Annotated in this window: 10 protein-coding genes and 1 pseudogene; 7 read left to right on the top strand and 4 right to left on the bottom strand. The window is 43.3% G+C overall.

The features are described 5' to 3' along the window. Window positions 1–45: 45 nt before the first annotated feature. Window positions 46–240, bottom strand: coding sequence for a hypothetical protein (locus AACT52_RS39185; RefSeq protein ID WP_073628753.1), 195 nt, complete (start codon window positions 238–240; stop codon window positions 46–48). A 58-nt stretch (window positions 241–298) separates the two neighbouring features. On the opposite strand from AACT52_RS39185, the pseudogene AACT52_RS39190 reads away from it, so the two are divergent. The 3 genes and pseudogenes from AACT52_RS39190 (at window position 299) to AACT52_RS39200 (ending at window position 5,572) form a co-directional block, all read left to right on the top strand. Next, window positions 299–1,715: pseudogene (locus tag AACT52_RS39190) on the top strand (RNA-guided endonuclease InsQ/TnpB family protein). A 1,298-nt stretch (window positions 1,716–3,013) separates the two neighbouring features. After that, window positions 3,014–4,009: a hypothetical protein gene (locus AACT52_RS41695; RefSeq protein ID WP_443216612.1), complete on the top strand. Its 996-nt coding sequence runs from the start codon at window positions 3,014–3,016 to the stop codon at window positions 4,007–4,009. A gap of 249 nt (window positions 4,010–4,258) precedes the next feature. Then, complete coding sequence (locus AACT52_RS39200; protein ID WP_083630119.1) at window positions 4,259–5,572, top strand: hypothetical protein; 1,314 nt, start codon at window positions 4,259–4,261, stop codon at window positions 5,570–5,572. A gap of 20 nt (window positions 5,573–5,592) precedes the next feature. On the opposite strand, the gene AACT52_RS39205 is transcribed toward AACT52_RS39200, so the two are convergent. After that, on the bottom strand, window positions 5,593–6,720 hold the full coding sequence (locus AACT52_RS39205) for a glycosyltransferase (RefSeq protein ID WP_233153827.1): 1,128 nt from the start codon (window positions 6,718–6,720) through the stop codon (window positions 5,593–5,595). 113 nt (window positions 6,721–6,833) lie between these two features. Between AACT52_RS39205 and AACT52_RS39210 the strand changes: the two genes are divergently transcribed. The 3 genes from AACT52_RS39210 to AACT52_RS39220 all read left to right on the top strand — a co-directional run bounded on the left by AACT52_RS39210 (window position 6,834) and on the right by AACT52_RS39220 (window position 9,903). Next, complete coding sequence (locus AACT52_RS39210; RefSeq protein ID WP_073628757.1) at window positions 6,834–8,135, top strand: cation:proton antiporter; 1,302 nt, start codon at window positions 6,834–6,836, stop codon at window positions 8,133–8,135. 543 nt (window positions 8,136–8,678) lie between these two features. Then, on the top strand, window positions 8,679–9,578 hold the full coding sequence (locus tag AACT52_RS39215; protein ID WP_337251568.1) for an RNA-guided endonuclease InsQ/TnpB family protein: 900 nt from the start codon (window positions 8,679–8,681) through the stop codon (window positions 9,576–9,578). After that, window positions 9,568–9,903 (top strand): zinc ribbon domain-containing protein, encoded by a 336-nt coding sequence (locus AACT52_RS39220; RefSeq protein WP_337251569.1) that lies wholly within the window; start codon window positions 9,568–9,570, stop codon window positions 9,901–9,903. The genes AACT52_RS39215 and AACT52_RS39220 overlap by 11 nt, the downstream gene beginning before the upstream one ends. Here AACT52_RS39220 and AACT52_RS39225 read toward each other — a convergent pair. Continuing rightward, window positions 9,869–12,535 (bottom strand): heavy metal translocating P-type ATPase, encoded by a 2,667-nt coding sequence (locus AACT52_RS39225; protein WP_073628759.1) that lies wholly within the window; start codon window positions 12,533–12,535, stop codon window positions 9,869–9,871. The genes AACT52_RS39220 and AACT52_RS39225 overlap by 35 nt on opposite strands. Window positions 12,536–12,681: 146 nt before the next feature. Here AACT52_RS39225 and AACT52_RS39230 point away from each other — a divergent pair, with 146 nt between their 5' ends. After that, window positions 12,682–13,086 carry an ArsR/SmtB family transcription factor gene (locus AACT52_RS39230; RefSeq protein ID WP_073628761.1) on the top strand — a complete coding sequence of 135 codons (405 nt, stop codon included), beginning with the start codon at window positions 12,682–12,684 and terminating at the stop codon, window positions 13,084–13,086. Between the two features lie 236 nt (window positions 13,087–13,322). On the opposite strand, the gene AACT52_RS39235 is transcribed toward AACT52_RS39230, so the two are convergent. Continuing rightward, window positions 13,323–19,865, bottom strand: a complete 6,543-nt coding sequence (locus AACT52_RS39235) for a LamG domain-containing protein (protein ID WP_083630104.1) — start codon at window positions 19,863–19,865, stop codon at window positions 13,323–13,325. Window positions 19,866–20,398 lie beyond the last annotated feature (533 nt).

Raw genomic sequence — 20,398 nt, forward strand, 5'->3', positions numbered from 1 at the left:
ACCCCTGTGTTTTTAACCAGGGGATGAAGCGCGACTCAACAGGTTTTAACCTGTTGTTTCTCTTCTTTTTTGTTGAATAAGAGCTTCAATATACTCACTAGCACTTGTTCTTTCTTTTACAGCCTGTTCGCACACAAAGTACCAAGCTGTATTGGTCAGAAATATTCCATGCTGCTTCTTTAACTCTTCATGTAATGCTGGTTGATTTTTTACTCTCTTCCTGCCTTTACCTGTTGACATATTTAGTACCGTTTAGTATTCTAATGACAAGCTAACAAGCAAACAGGAGGTGAGTCAACTGTACAAAACAGTTCCGGTCAGAGCAAGATTTACGGATGAAGAAAAAGCGTTTTGGTTAGACCAATGTCAACACGCAAACAGCTTGATTAACTGTGCCATCTATCATATTCGTCAGACTCCGGACTGCACGTCTTCAAGAGATGGGTAATGCATATACGACTTTTTGGTGTGGTGATGAGTTGCGTAGTGGGTGGAAAACTTACCAGTGCAATGGTTCATACCCTGAGTTGGACAAAGTTCTTAAAGATAACCCACACTACAAAGGATTAGCCGCACAAGCGGCACAACAAACTTTAAAGTCTGTTGGTGAATCAATAACAAGCTATAACGGACTTGTCAAAGCTTATTACAAGGGAGAGGTTGACCGACCGTCTTTACCTAAGTACCGTAAAAAAGGTGGGCTTCAAGCAGTCACATTTCCGCGTCAAGCACTCAGTTTCAAAAACGGTTACTTCAAACCATCAATCAGCAAGGAAACCAAGTCAGAACTTATCACCGAAATCAAGTTAAAGTTACCTGATTTCATTGACTCAGACTGGGTTAAAGAAGTGACAATACGCCCATGCCTTGGGCAATTCATAATTGACTGGGTTATTGATGATGGCAAAGAGCAAGCTCTAGCCAACCCTAGCCTTGATTACAGTCATGCTTGGTCTTTTGACCACGGTGGAAGTAATTGGTTAACAGGTGTTTCAACTCGCGGAAAGAGTCTCATTGTCGATGGCAAGAAGCTAAAAGCGATGAACCAAGGTTATTGTCGTTTGGTTGCTAAATACAAGCTTGGGTTACCCGATTTTTATTGGGACTCCAGCCTTGATAGAGTGCAACGCAAGCGCAACAATCAAATGCGTGATGCAATCAACAAAGCAGCGCGGTTTATTGTTAATCGCTGTTTAACGGATAAGATTGGCAATATTATTATTGGTTGGAATGATGGTCACAAAGTTGGCTCCCATATGAGTAAGGTTAACAACCAAAACTTTGTCCCCATTCCTACGGGACGACTGATTGCACGGTTAAAACAACTGGCTAGTGAATACGGGATTGTTGTCACAGTCACAGAAGAAGCGTATACAAGCAAAGCATCATTCTTGGATGGCGATACTCTACACAAATTTGGTGAAAAACCCACATATTGGAAGCCATCAGGTAGAAGGGTGGAGCGTGGATTGTATAAAACAGCAACAGGTTTGTTAATCAACGCAGATGCGAATGGTGCAGCGAATATTGCACAAAAAGTAGCTACACAGCTAGGTGTAAGCCTAGTCGAGGTAGGTAGGGCGGTTTTGACAACGCCACAACGATATGACTTGTTTACACGATTAAATAAATCATATCGTAGACGCAGCGTTCGCGTTCGCGGAGCGTGCGCTTTGCGCTCAGCGTGTCCCCTTGGGACTCAGTGGGTCTTATAGACCCCGTAGCTGCAACAGTCTAGAATCCTCCTTTTTCTAAAAGGGGGAGATGTCAAGAATGCAGATAACAATGTAACATCTTAGTAAAAAATTTTGCATTGCTGGCTGAATATTAACTTGATAGAAGAAACGATTGAACTCGTTGATCAACTAAGTCAAAAAGGCGATCGCACTTTGTAGCGTATTGCCCTTGGGGGAATCACTGCCAATTGATCACTGAAGCCATATAATAATATGTTGCTTACAAATCAGAAAAAACTTGAAGGAGCGAGCGCTTGGTAAGGCTGAACATGATGTCTGATTAGCTGAAGACTACTGGTTTCATTTAGAACAAACGTATCAAAAAGACCAGGAATCCTGACATTAGAAACCATGAAACAAGTAGAGCCCATCCAGATTCGTCTTGGTCTAATTGAACTCTAATGCCATTTTAGAGACTATTTATAAAGACAACTTTAAATTTGTAGGGTGCGTTAGTACTACTTAGTAACGCTCTGCGAGGTGGTGTGTTTGTCTACTTCAAATTTACTTTATAAACTATCTAGAGTTATTAATTCTACAATCAATAAATAATATCACAAAACTGATTCAACTTATGTACCCTGATTTTAAATTTTTATAGCTAGAAAAAAATCTTACAAGAATAAGCAAACAACAGTACTTTGGTGGTTGACTTTTCTACCAAGCGGTTGCACAATATAACATCTCTAGCCCTTTTAAAATTGTTATCAACGGTGCATCAATTTCGGTATAAATCATTTTGTTTGTGTTCCTACTCGATGACATCACAAGAAATTGGGGGAGAGGGTGCCTTCAATAGTTAACACCCATGTACAACTATTAGCTAATAAACATTTAAGAACATCAACGGCTGAAATTACCTGGCTAGAGGTATGACTTCGTCAAAGGCAGTACCTTCCACATATCTTCATGAAGGATAGTATCTCTATGGCTCCAGTAGCGCATATAACCACTTATTATCCGTATTTAAGTAGCTACAGAACAAGAATGTACGCACTAGGTAAGCTTTGCCTAAAGCACTTTCCATGAAACAAAAGTAAGTTATTACCTTTTAGATAGGTTAAAACTTTGATGACAGCAGTGTAACATTGCCTACATTTTGCCTAAACATAGGCAGGCATTGTTGGTTGCTGAAACGCCCTTTTGCTCAAAGTTTCGAGCAAGCGCGTACATTGATGTTTCGCTACTACTGAAACCCCTTCATTTCTAACCCGTCAAATATGAGTGTTTATTAACTTCGCTAACAACATCCGTTGCTACCCACTCGCCAACACTTTATGAATATCCTTGTTCGTTTGCTTGGGGCATTCGCTTTTTCGCTGTCTACATATGCTGCTATGCCTTCCTTTGCAATAGCACAGGAGACTCCAACTGTACCCCAGCCGGAAACGACGCAAAAGCCTGCAACTGTTCCTCCGCCAGGAACAACGCAAAAGACTCCAATTGTTCCTCCGCCCGGAACAACGCAAAAGACTCCTACTGTTCCTCCGCCCGGAACAACGCAAAAGACTCCTACTGTTCCCCCGCCCGGAACAACGCAAAAGACTCCTACTGTTCCTCCGCCCGGAACAACGCAAAAGACTCCTACTGTTCCCCCGCCCGGAACAACGCAAAAGACTCCTACTGTTCCTCCGCCCGGAACAACGCAAAAGACTCCTACTGTTCCTCCGCCAGGAACAACACAGCAGACTCCTACTGTTCCTCCGCCAGGAACAACGCAAAAGACTCCTACTGTTCCTCCGTCGGGAACAGCACAGAAGATATGCTCTTTTGATGCAGTAGAGAGTTTGCTACCTCCACCGGCAGGTGAGCAAAACCCTTCTGGGTTTTCCTATCTAGCACAACAAGGTTTTACACAGAAGCAAGACGGTTCCTGGGTCTGTTACGTGAGAGATAACCAGAAACAGGGGGTTTACTATACGCTTTTTAAAGTTCAACAAATCAATGGAAAGCTGATAGCGAGTTCGTTCTTGAATAACGGCAGTCTGATTGAAGGGCAAGAAAGTCGCACCTTGGATTTGTTCATGACGCTGATTGAAAATCATACGAAAACAAATCAGGGGAACCGTCAGAGTATACGCAGGTATTTGGAATCTTTCGTTGCTTTAGTTAAGCAAGGGAAGATACCGTCTTCTGGTCGTGGGTATCTCTTCGATCAACCAAGCCGAGGGTTCATCTTGTACAACGCTGTTACAGGAGGAGACCTCAAGGGCACAGCAATCACGATTAACATCAACTCACCTCAGAATTTAGGTCCCTCCCCAGCCTTTTAACAGTGAACAGTGAACAGTAAACAGTTATCAGTTAAATACGAGTGGTCGCGCGTCCCCCACCATACGCCTGACTGACTGATAACTGATAACTGATAACTGATTTAAGCTGAATCCCTTTTGGGCAGGGTGTAGAAAAATTCAAAATTCAAAATTCAAAATTCAAAAAATAATTTTCAATCTTGAATTTGAAATTGGTTTGTCTCCTACACTCCTATGCCCTTACACCCTTGTTTACTGGAGGTAAATCCCTTGAAGTCAGTTATTAAAAGAACCGCAATTGCACTACCATCAATTGTAGCAGTTATCACGGCGTGCCAGTCTGCTTCTGCTCAGCTAAGCATTGGACGCTATGGTATTCAACCGGGACTAGAGCAAAACTATCTGCAGTATCAGATTTCAGGGCGAGATTTAAGCCAAATGCGAGGCATTCCTGGATGTAATGTAGGATTTGGTGCGGCTTGTAACAAGCCTGGAGCAGTCTTCCAGAAAATAGTTGAGTCCAATGGTGGACCAACCTACGAGCAGTTGTTGATGCGAGCGGCTGGTGGGGAGGAAAACTACAGGAATTTCGCTTCCTTCTACGGAGACAATCCCAATCTTTCTCAGGTGCCGTACGCATCATTCTGGCGGCAAGACGACCCTAATATCGTAGACGGGTACCGATATCTTCTTGGACAGACAGTCAATCGGACTCCTCAACAAGGTTTAGGGCAAGTTACCAAAAACTTCTACTGGGCACCTGAAACAAGTGGCAACTCGCTTGATCCTCGTCGTGGCTTGCTGGATTTGAAATACTCTTATGGGCGTCTGTTGCTTGAGGAGGTGGGAAAAATTCCTAATGCTCAGCAGCAGATTCAAGCTCTGGGTTTAGAGCCGCAGCAAACCAAGTTTTACTTAGACAAACTTTCTACAGCGAAGCGTGCGTTGAATGGGAATGAACAGTCTCTCAAAGACACCATTCTCAAAGACCTCTCAGTGCCATATCCACCAGATGGTGCTGAGTTCGGACGCCCAAATCTTGGTATTCCTCCAGCCGATTCGCTCGTTGGAGAAACTCTTCCTGGCGATGCGTTTGTTGGGACAACTCCAATATCGTTGGAGCCTGAAGCAATCAGCATTGATATTCCCTCTAGCCTTGCAGAAGTTGATTTTCCTGGCAACTTTGCAGAAGATGTGGTGTTACAACAAAACTCAGGGAATTCTTTTCCAACCTGGCTGATTGGCGGAGGTGGTCTTGCTTTACTCCTACTTCTTCTTTCTCTTGGTGGTGGAGATAGTTCTTCAAGTCGGGGATCAGGTACAGTAACAGGCATACCGCCTGTTGCCACTCCACCTCCCTCTGGTGGATCTGTTCCTCCTGTAAACAATGGTGGTCCTCCTGGTGGAAATCAAATCATTGAAGTCCCGCCCACTCCTCCTGTGACTCCTCCGCCTGGACAGGAAGTCAAGAAGGTACCTGAGCCAACAACAGTATCAGCCTTTGTGTTGCTAATTCTTCTGTTGTGGTTGCTTGGTTATGGACAGCGGCGCACGCAGATAGATAAATTTGGTGGAGTTTGCTGAACCAAAAATGAGACGCACGGTCATTCACGTGGTTGTGGAACCCATAGCCGGGGAGCTTGAGGCTGAGCCAGCACTTGACGCCATAAGTGCTCATAACTGTTAACCATCTGTTTGACAGTAAAGTGACGCTGTGCTACCTCGCGACCGCGTTGACCAAGACGGATACGCAGTGCTGGATCATCACGAAGACGGCGCAGTGCTGCAGTCAGTCCTTCTACATCGTCTTTATTGACAAGTAACCCAGTTTCGCCATCGGTTACGGCTTCCGCAACGCTACCCACGCGGCTAGCAACCACAGGACGGGCTGCAAGCATCGCTTCAACGATCGCCAATGGAAAACCCTCTGAACGCGAAGGCATAGCAAAGATGTCAAATTGCGGTAAATAAGCGCGGGGGTTGTCCACCCATCCGGGGAACCCGACGCGATCGCTCACCCCCAACTCATCTGCTAGCTTCTCCAGATCCGTGCGTTGTCCACCCTCTCCTAGAATAACCACTCGCACTGCATCAAGTTGGGCAACAGCCCGCAGCAGGATATCGTGACCCTTCATTGCATCCAGTCTACCGACGCTACCAATCACTAACTCCTCCCCGCCTCCTTTCCCCCTCCCCGCTTGCGGGGAGGGGTTAGGGGTGGGGTTCTGTGTAATTTCCGGTACGCAGTTAGGTATAGAAATGACCGAGCCTCTACCCAGAGCGTAGAAGTCCTCCATCCGCCTTGCACTCGCCTCACCAACGGCAACATGGGCATCAACTCGCAGCGACAGCGCCCTGGTACGCCACAGCTTAAGAGCATCTGTGGTGCGTAGCGGTAATTGGTCAACGCGCACCACACGAGCATTTGGTAACGTCAGGGCGGCGAAAAGACCCGTTGCACACTCCCAAGGCGTGCAGATGTTGATGTGTACTACGTCAGGACGCAGGCGATGCAGTACTTGCAGGTGTGCTGTTAGTGAGTGAGTTCCTTTCGCGGGTAATACCACTCGTGATGCTTGCGGTCTATGCTGTGCAATTGCATCCACGACTAAATTGGAAGTACCAACTACGGTAATATCTATGTCTTTAGACACATTAGTGACTAAATGTTGGAGGCTAATTTCCGCTCCTCCAATACCAGCAGAATCTGTATACGTGACTACGCGCATCATCGGTCATAAGTAATGTAAAACCTTTTCAACAAATCTACCGCAAGGAGATGTAGACCTAAAAGTGATCGCAAGTAAACTCTTGTTGCACCCCTCTATAAAAAAAAGTATTTGTTATGGTTGATATTTATATTATTGACCTATTTATTATTGGTTTACTTCTGCTGGTAGTTACCTTAGGGTCAGGCTGGATTTCGCGCTTACCTCTTTCCTTCGCCCTCATCTACCTAGTGGTTGGTATTATATTAGGTCCCTATGGTTTCGAGCTGATTCAATTGCGCCGCGACGGAGTATTTAACGCCGAGGTGTTGGAACGGCTAACCGAGTTTGTGGTGCTTGTTTCTGTCTTCGGCTGCGGCTTAAAAATTATTCGTCCGCTACAATTGGGGGCTTGGGATATAACGGTACGACTGATTGGTCTTTTGATGCCGATTTCAATTTTTGCGCTTGCTATTGTAGGCAAATTATTTTTAGGCATGGATTGGGGAGAGGCTATTTTATTAGGAGCAATTCTCGCACCTACTGACCCAGTATTAGCTTCAGAAGTTCAACTGACTGATACACACGACCAAGATGAGTTGCGCTTTGGTTTAACATCAGAGGGCGGTTTAAATGATGCCCTTGCGTTTCCTTTTGTTTATTTTGGTATTCATTCGTTAAAAGATAAAAACTGGGACAACTGGTTTAAACAATGGGTTGCGGTTGATTTAATTTGGGCGATCGCCGCTGGCATAGTTATGGGAATTCTCGTTGCTAAAGCTATCGTTTGGATTGATAAAAAAATCCAAAAACGCCGTCGTGCCGATGAATCAATGGAAGATTTTATTGCCATCAGCACAATTTTGCTAACTTATTCATTGACAGAATGTGTGAATGGTTATGGATTTCTTGCAGTCTTTGTTGCTGGCTTAGTTGTGCAGCGGAGTTATAAAAATCCAGAAAAGCCACTGGCACAATTGCAATTTATAGAGAGAATTGAAAAGCTTTTGGAAGTCGGGATAATTTTACTCTTGGGTTCAATTTTATTATATAAGCCCATGGTCACTTATGCTTTCCAATCTTTATTGGTGATGGTGTTGCTGTTTTTTATCATCCGACCTGGAGCAGCCTGGATCAGCACAATTGGTAAGCGCCCTGTAGACCCGCGTCATCAGACATTTCATCCAGGAACTCGGTGGTTATTTGGTTGGTTTGGCATTCGCGGAGTTGGCTCTCTTTATTATCTTGCCTATGCGTTTGGTAATGGCTTAAAAGGCGAACTTGGTGAGCAAATTGCCTGGATCACTTACACCACTATTGTCGTTTCTGTGATTATGCATGGAATTAGTTCAACTCCATTAATGAATTGGTATGAGCGCAATCTTTCCCCCAACCCCCGAGATGCTTCTCCCCCAGCTACGATTGATGAATTTGAATAAAGCATCGGGGATCAAGAGGTTAATAAGTTGGACAATCTTAGACAGTACCTTAAATACAGGTTCTGTCGCTCCTGAGTTCTTTTGTTCTTCACGCTCAAGTTTTAGCTTAAACAGCTAGAAGCCCCGCACCGTACTCGAAGAGTCGGTGTCGGGATGAATAGCCGGACAAAAACGAGGTACACCCGACGCATTGTCCCCCTAAGATAGGCCAGCCTTTGTTTTGTAGATCTGTGTTCCAAGACGAGTACTCGTGTTCAGTAAGGCTGGCTGATTTTTTCGTGTAAGACCCCCGCCCCGACCCATGTTGATCGTCGGTTAACGCGTTCGGGGGGTGTCCGAGTTTTTGTCAATCTCTGGAGTTGGCAACGAGTCAATAAAGTCTTCAAGTATTTGAGTCATAGTCTTATCTTTCCAAGCTGAATATAAACGAAACTTATTCAACCTACGTTCACTTATTCGTATTTGCAGGTATTTATTTTTCATTTTGTACCATCAATGTCGCTACATTTATGTTATTATGGTAACAGCAAGGAGGTGATAAAAGTGTTGAAAGCAGTGAAGGTCAGGCTATACCCGACAACCGAACAAGAAATAGCTCTAACCAAGTCATTTTGTTGTGCAAGGTGGTATTGGAACTATGCCCTTAATGCTTGCATTCACCACTATGAAGAAACAGGTAAAACACTAAAACTAAGTGTGTATAAAGCTTACTTACCTCAGTTAAAGCTAGAATATGCTTGGTTGAGAGAGGATTGTTATTCTGCTGTTTTGCAATGCGTAGCAATTAATTTAAACAAGGCTTACAGTAACTTTTTTGAGGGTAGGGCTAAGTTTCCTAGATTTAAGTCAAAGCACCATAAACAGTCAATCCAATATCCTCAAAACGTCAACGTTGTGGGCGACTGTTTGGAAATTCCCAAGATTGGAAATGTTAAAGCAGTCTTTCATCGACTTATTGAAGGTAAAGTTAAGACTGTCACCATCAGTAAAACAACCACGGATAAGTACTTCGCTTCTATCTTATGTGAAATAGAAGATAGTATAAATCAATCAACTGATGGTAAAACATTGGGGATTGATTTGGGATTGAAAGACTTCGCTATTGTTCATGATGGCAGTGAAGCTACCAAGTATTCAAACCCGAAACACCTCAAGCGTCATGAAAAGAATTTAGCTAGAAAACAGAAAAAGTTTGCCCGTGTAGAGACGCGCCATGGCGCGTCTGTACAAGAAACTAATTCAAGAAATAAGTACAGAAAACTAGTAGCCAAGGTTCACGAAAGAGTATCAAATTCCCGTCAGGATTTTTTGCATAAATTGAGCAGAAAACTGGTAGACGATAGTCAAGTCATCGTTGTAGAGAACCTCAACGTTAAGGGAATGGTACGGAATCGTAAGCTATCACGCGTCAATATCCGATGTGGGTTGGGGAATGTTCGTTAACTTTCTAGACTACAAGTTGAAAGCTAAAGAAAGACGACTTGTAGAGATAGGAAGATTTTTCCCCAGTTCCAAAACGTGTTCATGCTGCGGTCATGTTCTTGATGGGTTAACGCTCGATATCCGTGAGTGGGATTGTCCCAACTGCAACACTCACCACGACCGTGATGGTAACGCCGCACTGAATATCAGGAATGAAGGAATTCGGATATTATCTATGAACGGAGGGAACCCCGTTCTTGCCGTGCTGAGGCAGAGTAAGACCAATAAGCCGAAAGGTGGAAAGGCATCTGTCAATGACGCCGGAAGCCCACACCGTACCCGATAGGGTCGGTGCTGGGTAGTTCACTTCTAAATAACCGCATTCCATTTGCAGTCACAAGCAGGGAAGTTCCTGTATCTGCTAAAACAGCGACGGCTAGCCCAACAAACCCAAAAGTCCCCAACAGCAGAAACAAACCCTTTGTTACCAGCGAAAAGACCACATTCTGTTGAATCACTGAGACAGTGCGGCGGCTTAAATCTACTGCATAGGCAAGTCGTCTTAAATCACTTCCTACTAGCACAACATCTGCTGTCTCTAAAGCAATATCAATTCCACCAACCGCAAAACTAATATCTGCAGCAGCAAGCGCTGGAGCATCGTTGATCCCATCCCCAACCATACCGACTACCCCTGTTCGACGCATCTGTTGAATCGCTTGGAGTTTATCTTCGGGTAACAGTTCTGCCTGATACTCTGTGATTCCCACTTGTTGAGCAATCTGCTTAGCAACAGCAGCGCGATCGCCCGTTAGCATCACCAAGTGTTTTAGCCCAAACAGCTTGAGTTGTCGCATGGCTTCGCTTGCTTCTAACCGGAGTCCATCTGCCAGTGCAATAACTCCCGATACCCCGTGGGTTGTCCCTACCAGCACTGGGGTTTGACCGAGCTGTTCAATTTCAGCCAACAGAGATTCAGCTTCTTGAGACAAAGGAATGTCAAAGTCTGTGAACAACCGTCGATTGCCAACGAAGTACAATAGCTCATGAATGTTATTTTGGCAAGAGGGCAGGCTTATTTGATGAGTCGTGAAAGCATCCTGATTTATCTGTGGTGTAGCAAAGCCTGCTTTGTTTCTAAACCAAAATGCGTCACCAAAGTTTGCCTGAATCCCTTTACCCGGTAACGCCGTAAAATCAACAGGTGTCTCTAACTCCAACCCAAGTTCATGAGCCTTCGCAACAACCGCCTTTGCCAAAGGATGTTCTGAACGTTGCTCCAGCGAAGCCGCAATCAGTAACACCTGGTTTGCACTCTCCTCCCCAAAATTATAAATATCAAGCACCACAGGCTCTCCTTGCGTCAACGTCCCCGTTTTATCAAAGGCAAGGCTAGTCAAGCGTCCCGCTGTCTCCAGTGCGTTACCCCCTTTAAATAAAACTCCCTGGCGAGTTGCAGCACCAATAGCGCTGACAATTGAAACTGGCGTGGAAATCACCAAGGCACAAGGGCAGGCAATTACCAACATTACCAAAGCCCGGTAAAGCCAAACATGAAAAGGTTGAGCAAACACTAAGGGTGGAATGAGGGTAATGGCGATCGCTATCAAAATGACAATCGGGGTATACACCTCTGCAAACCGATCCACCCACTGCTGCGTGGGAGCGCGGCTTTCTTGAGCTTGTTCCACCAGATGAATAATTTTGGCAACAGTAGTATCACTAGCAGTGTGGGTAACTTTGACTTCCAAAAACCCTGTTTGATTCAATGTCCCGCCATAGACAGTATCGCCAAGGGCTTTGTCTTCTGGAATTGACTCTCCCGTAATTGGAGATTGGTCAATCGTGCTTGTGCCATAAACGACTACGCCATCCAACGCCACACGCTGTCCTGGTCGAATCGTCAAAGTTTCTCCAATTTGAATATTCTCAACGGCAACTGTGACCTCCTTATTCCCCCGCTTCACAGTAGCAGTCGGTGGAGTCAAATCCATCAGGGCGCTGATAGCATTGCGCGTGCGACCAAAGGTAAAAACTTGCAGCGTTGTCCCTAAAGAGAACAAAAACAGCACGAGCGCCCCTTCAAACCAGTCTCCTAAAATCACTGCCCCAATCACCGAAATGGTCATCAGCAGATTCATATCAGCGCGGCGCAAGCGCAACTCAAACAAACCTGCCCGTGCAATTGGATACCCAGCAACGACTATGCCGATGCCATAAAAAGCTCGCGCTATCCAAACGGGTAGCGCTAAATACTGAGCAAGTAAGCCCAGGATTAACCCTACTCCCGCTAAAATTACGCTCTGTCCCCGGCGGTTAGCAATCCAGAATTTCCAGCTTACTGGGTCGCGTTTTTGAGTCGGTTTTGGGACTGGATGAGCGTGGTTGTGGTGATGATTGTGGTCGTGGCGATCGTCATGGGTGTGATGGCGCTCACTTACCCCAAGACTCTCCTCAACCGTATATCCCAAATCTTTAATCCGCTCATAGATTGCTGTCTCACTTACCCGTTGCGGATCATAGGACAGTTGCAATCGTTCCGTCGCAAAGTTGACCGATACTTCACTCACACCTGGGATTTGCTGCAACCCAACCTCAATTGTCTTAGCACAACTGCCACAATCCATGCCGTTAACTTTCACTTGTAGCTTTTTAGCACAAGCGACTTCAACGCTATTGTGATCGTGGTCGTGTTCGTGTTCGTGGCAACAAGAATGGGTATGGGTATGCTGGTGGGAGTTTGCCCCATGACTGTGCTCAACTGTGTAACCCAAAGCTTTAATACGGTCGAAAATCGCCTTCTCATTTAAGAGATCTGGGTTGTAGGAAACCCTAGCTTTTTCTGTTGTAAAGTTAACCAACGCTTCCGTCATACCGGGTAACTGCTGCAAGCTTGCTTCAATTGTCTTGGCGCAGCTTCCGCAGTCCATGCCACCAACTTGTAAGGTTTGGGTTTTGAGAGAAGGAGTTTGAGTCATGGCAGCTTTATAACAAAGGCGACAAGGATAACTGCCATTATTTTAATACAACAATTGAGCAACTATTCAACTGTTCAATATTGAAATTTTAGTTAATAATTTAGTTAATATTGATACTGATAACCATTGGCTAAAAGAAACTTGCTATGAACAAGCACAAGGAAAAGCAGGGCTTGGACTTACTCCAAAGTTCTGACGCACCAACCTGTGACACCCATGTCGTGCATCTAGATAATGTACGCTCAACTCAGGCGGAAATCTTAGCTACAGATAAAGCACAGCAAATGGCAGAAATCTTTGGGGTGCTGGCAGATACAAACCGTCTACGCCTCTTATCAGCTTTGGCTTCCCAAGAGTTGTGTGTTTGCGATCTAGCAGTATTAACGAAGATGAGTGAATCAGCAGTTTGCCATCAACTGCGATTATTAAAAGTGATGCGTTTAGTCAGTTATCGTCGAGAAGGTCGAAACGTCTATTACAGCTTGGCTGACAGTCATATCATCAACCTGTATCGCTCTTTATTAGAACATTTGGACGAGTCAAATGTTTAATTTTTGGCTTATCTCGTTATCAAAGCTGCTGTCTGTTTGACAATCATTCAAGTCATAGAAACCAGCACTATTTTTACAAAACTTTAGTGAATAATTGTTGCTAAAAATCTTTTTTCTATGCTCTGGGTGTTAGCTGATTAAACTACACCAGTGGTTCAACCAGACCTACCAAAAACTGTTGAACCCAACCCCAATACAGTTAAGGGAGGAAATTTTCCTCCTCCCTGAATCATCAACTATTTCTGCTGTTGTAGCAAATTGAGGACTTTATCAAGTTTCTCCTCTAGTTTTCGGTTGTTTTCCTCCAACTTGGCAATTTTATCGAGTAGTTCTTGATTTTCAGAACTCTCACCCGCAGCCTGCAATTTACGCACATTTTGACCAAAACCCATTAGTGCCGGACGTTCCACGTAGGTGACGCGGTGCAACACTCGCCAAGCTTTATTAGGTTTGCCTGCTTGTGCTTGGCGTAAAGCCCTTGCTTCTTCGTCATTGCTGGCTAACCATTCTGGATCAACCACGTAGCCAAAGAAATCTTGGAAGTTTTTTGTACTACCTTCGAGATAAAAACTCATAAATCGATAGCGGTCTACTTTTTCCCCTGGCAAAATCGGGTTGTCGTTGTAGTCAGTAATCCCGCGAGATTCCACACCATGTAAATCTACGATTAATTGACATCCTTCGCTGCGAGATTCTGTTTTACTCATGGTTTGGGTTAAATTGAAAGTAGTTTGGGCTGTTAACTCTGCTGCTACACCAAATAAAACTCCTTTCCCTTCAGGACCCAAACCTGCATTCAGGATAAAAGAGCCACCAATGGTATGCTCTACGGTGTTGGCAAAGCTTTGTTGCTCAGTTCGCAGTCCCCCGTCAGCATCCCAAACATAGGTATTGACGATGTTGCGCTTGCCAGCTCGAATTTGAATAGCTTCCATACGTTTTTGCCAACTTGCAAAACTTTCTTTGGCTTGCACTCGTTTCTTTTGGTCGCTAATTTTGCTCTCGATTTCTTTCTGTTTCTGCTGTGCAGCTTTGCTACTTTCCTTGATGGCTGTACCGGCTTCGGCTTGCGCCTGTTTAGCTTTTTCCTCCTCGGCCTTTTTCTTTTCCTCTTCTGTCAACTCGGTATCAGGTTTGTCTTCTTCTCGTTGTACTCCAATGGCAGCCGGTGCCTCACCGCTGTCTATATTGCGGTTCAAAGAGATTTCATTAAGCGTCCGGACGTTAAAGTTAAAAAAGTAAGATTCGCGTCGCTTATCCTCGGCTTCGATTTGTCTTTTGAGGTCATAAGCCTCTTGTAGACGGTAATAGCTAGCGGGATACAAAGAACCATACTGCGATCGCATTTCGGGAACGTGCTTAAAGAAGCGATCGCTTGTGGCACTGCTACCGGTCAACCCATCTAAGCTGCCGTTGATGGTGTATGCTGGATTGATTAAAAAGGTGATGGTGTTGACATCGGGGGGAATACCATCAACAGGTTGGACTTGCTGACCGACCATTTTACCAGTACGGGCAAGTCGGGTGATAAACACATCTGCCAATGCAGAGGCAACCAAAGCATAGCCTACGTTTTTGGGAATGAATCGTTTGCCAAGATGGGGAAATTTAGCTTCTTGTTCGTAATCACCATGCAGTTCTAATTTATCCGTCTTACCCAGGGATGAACTAGAAGTAACGTCACTGGTATTTTGGAATTGGTAGCTGAAGTCCAAGTTGCTCTTTAAACCCTTACGGACAGCATAAATCTTTTCTGTTGCCCCCAAACCTGCTTGGCCTTCTTTATCTATTCCGACAAAGAGTTCTCTATTTGCTCCTAAACCCCAATCTTGCGATCTATTCCAACTAAAACCGACATCTTCAGACATGCTAAGTTCTACCGAAGTTGCACCGTTATAATCGTCTGCGGGTTCATATTCCACCGTTAAGTTTTCACTGGGTACGGGTGGCGCTCCTTCAATGTAGCCTAAGAGAGTGGGGGCAAACTGGGCGTTACCAATCCATTTGAGTTCTAAAGCTTCAATGCGCTTATCTGGTAACAACACTGCTCCATCGGTGGCAGGATAGGCAAAGAACCGTCGCATGATTGCCAACTTGCCTTTAGTCGTGGGGTCGATGGTAAGGGTGCTGTATTCGCTAGAGACGACAGCATCTTGAAGATTTATCGGTGGGTTTTCGGGCTTGCCAATAGGTGCTGCACAACCCCACCAATTTGCACCAGATACCGTGCTATTATTTCCATTCCCAGAATGGTCGCGGACTGTTTCACCTGTAGCCTCGGTCATAGGATAGTAAGCTAACAAATCCGGTTCATTGCCACTAAGTAGTGTTTTGCTGTTGACTGCAACCTCTTCGTCAGTGAGGGCAACTCCCCAGATGCGGACTTCTGCTAGTTTTCCGAATTGTTGTGTACCTGTTTCTAAATTGGCGATGAAGTCAATATTGCTTGTAACTTTCAAAATTGCTTTTTTCTTGATGTCCTCAAGCTTTTGCTTGGCGGAGGCATCATTGTTGCTTTTGTTGAAATTCGCTTGTGCATCTGCTATGGCTTTGGCTTTAGTATCGCCAACTTTGTCACCATTAATATAGAACAAAGTGGTATCTCCTCGACCAACGGCAGTGATGTGATGCCATCCATTGGGCAACACCTCCATATTGAAGCCACTATCGTAAAATTTTTGCTCAAAGGGATCGTTTGAGAGATAAATTCCCAATTGTTTCTGATTGTTAACTAGAATGTGGCGATCACCATCGCTATTTAATCCCTTGGCAGCAATTAACGTATTCCACTGTTCTGTTTTTGGTAAGGGATAAAAGAACCAAGCTTCAATCGTCCAGTCTGTGCTTAAATTTAAGCTTTGGGCTTGACCCTCGTCATCGATTAACTGAAGGATACTGTTGTTGTTGCCAAAGTTCAAGCAGACACGTTCTTCATTAGGAATCCACTGTTCAAAGGCGGTATTGCTGGCGTCAGCAGTAGCATCATAATTCGTTTGCCGCATCCGACCTTGGGTATCGAAGTAACTCAGTTGCACGTTACCTTCGCAAGTTTCAATCGCGTTCAGCCGACTGGCAGGATTCACAAAACCGAGTAAAGCTGCTTGAGTTACTAATCCCTTAGCATCTTTAGCAACTTGGGGCATGATTTGTGGCGTTTGCTCGATGGTTTTAACTCCATTAACAAAGCTGGTATTTAATTCATTTAACTTTGGTTGAACTTCTCTGCTGAGTAAATTGATAACTTCTTCAAGACGTTTGTTCCAAGTTTCTTGTTTGTTTATACCATCTGCAAGGACTTCCTCCAAAGGCTGCAACTCTTCACGTTTTTGTTCGATTTCTTTCTGTATCCTGTTCAAGTTATCTTGGGCATCACTAATGGCAGATTGATTGATCACTTGCCCAGTAGATATGATTTGCCACAAGTGCTCCTCCTTTCCAATGTAATTACCGACAGTAACACTAGACTTGCTGCCCCATTGCAAAGATTTGTTACTCTCTCTGTTTTGCAAACGGTAAAAACAGGAGTCCTTATTTATCTTATCTAGCAGCCATTCAGCATCGTAATACCATTTATTGCTACTCCATTCTGTTTCTGGTGGTTGATAATTTTTTCTTGCTACAACTGTTTTACTGCCGTCTTGTTCTAGATGATTGTTAGTCTTTCTATTTTGCAGCCGATAATAGTTATTTTCAATTTTTGAAATCCGCCAATGGCAGTCCTCAGAACTAATAATCTTCTTACAATCTTCCAAGCTTTCTAAATATGAAAATTGTATTTTTCCAACGTTACCACTCAAGGAATTATTCAGTTGTGTTGTCACCGCTGATTTGTTTTCGTTTACTTTCAAAACATTTGGAGCGTATCCCTTACCTTGATTGATAATTAAACACCAATAATTGAAAACATTGTCTATTTCTGCTTGATGGGGCTTTTGCTCTTTTTCCAACTGATAAATATCATTTCTAAGTTTATTGACTTTGGTTTGTGTATCCTCCAGATTATCTAAAGCAGATAATTGCTGTTCTAATTTCCTTTTTTCTATAATTAGAGCCACTTCTTCTTGCTCTTTTTGCTCCAACTGCTGCAATTTTTGTCGTAAGCTTTCATATTTATCAGCCAAGGCTGTCAAATTTACGCTGTCAATGTAATGTGCCTCGCTAATGCTATCAGACAACAAACTGATACGATGTTTGCGGATTTCCAGAGATTCCCATTCACCTTGGAGATTATCAATCTCGAAGCTACGTAACATACTCACCCCATCAGGGATTGTAACGTTGGCAGATACCCGATACCAACCATTGCCCAATTCTTCAAATTCATTCTGCACAGCAGAGATGGGCTTTTTCTCTTCCGCACTCCGGCTACTTTTTCCCCAATAGGATAAAGTAAAAATCTTGGTGTCTATATCTTTGCCATCTGCATTGTTTAAATAGTCAAGAGCAACTGGAGTTGAAGAATTAACTTTGAATTCAAAGCTTTCTTGATATGTTGCTCGTTCACTAATGGCAATTAGCTCAGAATTGCTATATTTAACCGCGTCAATTATATTATCTCCTAGTTTGCGATTCAGCGTTACAGCACTTACATAGGCATCTCCATACACAATGCCGTCGTTGCTGTTAACTGAAAAGTCAATGACTTTGTTTTCTGCAATAGCACCCAAACGCCAATATCCTACCAAACCGACTTCTTTCCCAGTCAGTTGTAGGTACATACTGTTTTTGATTTCTTCGGCAGTACGTGCTATTTTCCAGATACGAAGGTTGGCAATTTGCCCTTTAAAATTGGCTACTCCTTTTTGACCATCACATCCAATTCTATGAGCAACAACAGCAACGCGAGCAGAAATTTCTCCAGAATGTTCAAAATCAAGAACACCATCAATATAGCCGGAGATTTTCTTGTTTTCCCGGTCTCGGACAAAGCTAATAAAATGCCATTGATTATCTCTTAAATCTTTTGAACCAAGCAAATCTGGTGGTAGTTCACCGTTCCAATCAAATCTCAGTTTTCCCTCGAAAATTCCAAAATTAACATTAATTGAGTTTGATAGTTGATTGTCTCCCAATAATATACCTTTATCAGAATTGTGAGGTACTTTTACCCACATCGAAATAGTAAATGAACTAGAGAAAATTGGCAGTGGCTGCGATAATTGAATATAATCATCGACTCCATCAAACACTACTCCGCGGCGCTTTTGAGATTTTAGTTTGACATTTACGGCTTCTCTTGTTACCCACTTGCGTTGGATGACAAAATGAGTATCATCAATCTTCTGCACTGGATAAGTGTCGTTATAAACATCTGTGCCAGTAATTTGCACTTCATCGCCATTTTCTAAGCCATGATTGGGACAGGTAACTCGCAATTTCCCATCAGCTGTTTTTTCGTAGGCAGTAATCATGCCGTCAAAAATTAATCCACCTACTTCTTCGTCTTCTTTTTCCCAATAACCAAGTCCTTTATCCAGCGATAGTTCAATTTCAAAGGTATTCTCGTCTATTTTTTGAGTGCGATAAAGACCTTGATAATTACTCGTACCAGCGATTTTTACCAGGTCGCCATCTTTTAATTCTTTAGCTTTGTCATCAGTCGATATTTTCACCAAATCTTCTGCATCTTCTTCATCAGTTCCCACTGCTAACCCAGTAATGATTCCTTGGGGTGGTGGAGTTGTATCGCCAAAAGCTTTGATTTCATCTAGGGTGTTCAAAGGTAAAAGAACTTCCTTCTGTTTGCTGCGGATAATAGTGGTTTGTGGTGTTTCGTCGATTTGTGCGAGTGTCCCATCTCCAGCAATGGCAAAGCTGAAAGCCGCGGTTCCTTTCTCTGTGGGAATAGCCAACAGCAATCGGGTGCTAGTTTTAATGAGTTGATTCTCTCCTGATTCAGTTTGCTGTTCCTTTTGCAAATCGTATTTGGTAGCAGCTAACCCATTGATTACACCTGTAATATCTAATGTACGCCTGATTAAACCTGGAATTCGACGCGGAACGAGAATATCGTCTGACTCTTCAAAAATCGTGTAATCTTTCACATCAAACAACCCTTCTTCCGAGGCGCGAATTGTGGTCAATTCAACTTTTTGAGTGGAACTGTTGTAAGCGAAAATATGCCAGCGATAAATATCATTTTCAATGGTGGGTACTAATACAACAGAGAACCAGCCTTGATGTAGGTTATTTATTGAACACAATTCAGTTGTAGGTTCATAGAAGAAGTTACCATTGGCATCACGAAAATCTAAGGAGTCAATATTGAGGATTCCATTAACTCCTTTGTTCATGTTTGATATTGGCTTGTGCTTTTGTTTACTGCGTTTAAACCTGACTTCTAGCTTCCGGTTAAGCTTATTAGTCATTCCATCTAAAACAAAGCGGTCTACGAACAAAGTATTAGATTTAGACTGACGAAAAACGTAAATATGTCCTAGTCCAGAAATTAGTTGTACGGGGGCGACAGCAGATTCATCCTGGGTTTGGTAGCGCGATTTGAAAATAAACTTACTCGTATCTGTCTGGTAGGTAAGTTCCTCTGTTTCTTTCTCAATTACTGATTGATCGTCTGCTTCATCAGGTAATTCCAGTGCTTCCCAGTTTTCCCAGCCAATTCTCTCATCTGCTGGTTGTTTGAGGTAGCTATCTTCAAAACCATCTTGCTTGACTGTGTACCAAATCTTGCCATTGGTATCTGTAGCCAAGATGACTACTTTACCTTCATGGACAATGCTGTTTAGGTGCTGAAGATTTTCTTGACGGAGGAAAATAGACATTGTATTACTGACCCTGTAAAAGAATAAGATTCATAAGCAATACCTTCTATGCCAATCTTGATAAATTAGCGTAGAGAAAACTTAAATAATAAATACTTATTTTTGCCATCAGACATAAAATTAAATCCATAAACTCCTGTATTTGTTTGTGGAAAGAGTTTATAGTGTCTTGTCTGTCTAGATGAGGATTTTACGTCTTTCCTAATAGTTCAGCATACGCTTGTATTAGGCTATTTTGGCAAAAGTTAGATTACCTCAGTTGTTAGCAAAGGTATTAATTTAAGTGCCTTGAATTGTATTGCTTATTTTTCGGCTGAGTACCAAATCTCAGTTAATGATTTGATAGTAACAGCTTATAAATGGATATTTATACACCTCCAGTCATTTGTCAAGGACAGTTAAGACAGTTAAGCAATTAATTTCTTCCATTGACGGACAGTTAAGACAGATAACAAAAAATGTAACTATAAAATCTTGTGGGATGGCAAAAAAGAACATTTTTTACCTATCTTTCTTCAGTAGCTATTTAATAA

The organism is Scytonema sp. HK-05 (genome assembly GCF_963872035.1).
Classification (GTDB): Bacteria; Cyanobacteriota; Cyanobacteriia; order Cyanobacteriales; family Nostocaceae; genus Kalymmatonema.

Coding starts and splice junctions, on each gene's coding strand:
- AACT52_RS39185 (WP_073628753.1), bottom strand. CDS start 240: ATGTCAACAGGTAAAGGCAGGAAGAGAGTAAAAAATCAACCAGCATTA.
- AACT52_RS41695 (WP_443216612.1), top strand. CDS start 3,014: ATGAATATCCTTGTTCGTTTGCTTGGGGCATTCGCTTTTTCGCTGTCT.
- AACT52_RS39205 (WP_233153827.1), bottom strand. CDS start 6,720: ATGATGCGCGTAGTCACGTATACAGATTCTGCTGGTATTGGAGGAGCG.
- AACT52_RS39210 (WP_073628757.1), top strand. CDS start 6,834: ATGGTTGATATTTATATTATTGACCTATTTATTATTGGTTTACTTCTG.
- AACT52_RS39220 (WP_337251569.1), top strand. CDS start 9,568: ATGTTCGTTAACTTTCTAGACTACAAGTTGAAAGCTAAAGAAAGACGA.
- AACT52_RS39225 (WP_073628759.1), bottom strand. CDS start 12,535: ATGACTCAAACTCCTTCTCTCAAAACCCAAACCTTACAAGTTGGTGGC.
- AACT52_RS39230 (WP_073628761.1), top strand. CDS start 12,682: ATGAACAAGCACAAGGAAAAGCAGGGCTTGGACTTACTCCAAAGTTCT.
- AACT52_RS39235 (WP_083630104.1), bottom strand. CDS start 19,865: ATGTCTATTTTCCTCCGTCAAGAAAATCTTCAGCACCTAAACAGCATT.